The following is a 1,873-nucleotide window of genomic DNA, read 5'->3' as shown; positions in this document are numbered from 1 at the left end:
GAAGGGGGATGGAGCTTCTGACATAGAGGCGTTTTTTGCCTCGCCGGAAGAAGCGAAGCCACCGTCCATTCTTGCCGCCGGAGCTAGATACCACCTAAAAGCGCAGGAGGCTCGCTCAGAATGGAAGGGCACTTGGAGCTCTCGACCGAAAAGCTGTTACCTATTCAAAACACATAAAAAACTCGCTTACTATAATATAAGCGAGTCCCAACCTTTTATCCCTTTACTTCGTTGTTACATATCTTTTGGAGTCTGCAACAATATTTTGTAAAAATTCCTCATTTGTTTTCGTTTGACGAAGTTTACGTAAGAAACTTTCAACGAAGTCTGGTGTATCACGCATTGTTTTGCGAATACCCCATAGCTTGTCTAAATGTTCTTTTGGAATTAATAAATCTTCTTTACGTGTACCAGAGCGGCGAATATCAATCGCTGGGAAAATACGACGCTCAGCTAACGAACGATCTAAATGAAGTTCCATATTTCCTGTTCCTTTAAACTCCTCATAAATCACATCATCCATACGAGAACCTGTATCTACAAGCGCTGTTGCTAAAATCGTTAAACTACCGCCCTCTTCGATATTACGGGCAGCCCCGAAAAATCGTTTCGGTCTATGGAATGCAGCTGGATCAATACCACCTGATAATGTACGTCCACTTGGCGGAATAACAAGATTGTAAGCACGCGCTAAACGGGTAATACTATCCATTAAAATAACAACGTCTTTTTTATGCTCTACAAGACGCATTGCACGTTCTAATACAAGTTCGGCAACTTTAATATGATTCTCAGGTACCTCATCGAATGTAGAACTTACAACATCACCTTTAACAGATCGTTCAATATCCGTCACTTCCTCCGGACGCTCATCAATTAAAAGCACAATTAATTCTGCATCTGGATGATTCGTTGTGATACTGTGAGCAATTTCCTTTAACAAGATTGTTTTACCAGCTTTTGGAGGCGCAACAATTAAACCACGTTGTCCAAACCCAACTGGTGCAATTAAATCCATGATGCGCGTAGATAATTTCTTTGGTTCCGTCTCCAATTTCATTTGACGATTTGGATATAACGGTGTTAATGCAGGGAAATGTACACGTTCTTTTGCAGATTCTGGATCATCACCGTTTACTGCTTCAACCTGTAGTAATCCAAAGTAGCGTTCATTTTCTTTTGGTGGTCGTACTTTACCAGAAACTTTATCCCCGTTGCGCAAATCAAAACGGCGAATTTGCGAAGCCGAAATATAAATATCTTCTGAGCTTGGAGAGTAGTTGATCGGGCGTAAGAATCCAAATCCCTCGGATTGAATAATCTCTAGTACACCTTCCATGAAAAAGAAGCCTTCTTTTTCTGCACGAGCTTTTAATATAGCAAAAATTAACTCTTTTTTTGTTAATTTACTGTAATACGAAATTTTATATTCTTTCGCATGCTCGTATAATTCTTTTAATTTCATGTTTTCTAATGCCGCAATTGACAAATTCATTCAGACACCACACTTTAATATTATTCTCTTTTTATATGGGTAAAGGGAAAATACGGAAGGCAAATACATAAAAATGAAAGGCAAATAAGTTCAAGTAAGATAATATTCACTATTGTAACCCTTTTGCCTAGTTTTAATCAATACGTTGTCACACAAATACAACAAGCGAAGACAAAAAATTTTGTCTCCGCTTGTGAAATGTAACTTCCAATTCCTCTATTTAACTCATTTCCGAAGAATATTGAGTTACTTCTTCCATTATAAACGAGCTGCTTACGCTTTTTTATTTAATCTAGCTTCAGCAGCTAGAATCTCTGGCCATTTCACTCCCTCCTGCGAGGCATAGGGCGCCTCTTCGTCAGGAGCTCCAATGCCCTG

At 39.2% G+C, this 1,873-nt stretch carries 1 protein-coding gene; it reads right to left on the bottom strand.

Annotation, left to right across the window (positions count from 1 at the left end; all coding sequences use genetic code 11):
- Nucleotides 1-223 precede the first annotated feature (223 nt).
- Nucleotides 224-1,495, bottom strand: coding sequence for a transcription termination factor Rho (gene rho / locus MR058_RS22735; protein ID WP_087099490.1), 1,272 nt, complete (start codon nt 1,493-1,495; stop codon nt 224-226).
- Nucleotides 1,496-1,873: the final 378 nt, after the last annotated feature.

It is taken from the genome of Bacillus cereus group sp. BfR-BA-01430, assembly GCF_022663115.1.
GTDB lineage: Bacteria > Bacillota > Bacilli > Bacillales > Bacillaceae_G > Bacillus_A > Bacillus_A cereus_BD.
The sequence above is the reverse complement of the archived record's forward strand: the minus strand, read 5'-3'. Positions and strand labels throughout refer to the sequence as shown.

Bases quoted from the DNA above. Each gene is read 5' to 3' on its own strand.
- rho (WP_087099490.1), bottom strand. From the start codon at position 1,495: ATGAATTTGTCAATTGCGGCATTAGAAAACATGAAATTAAAAGAATTA.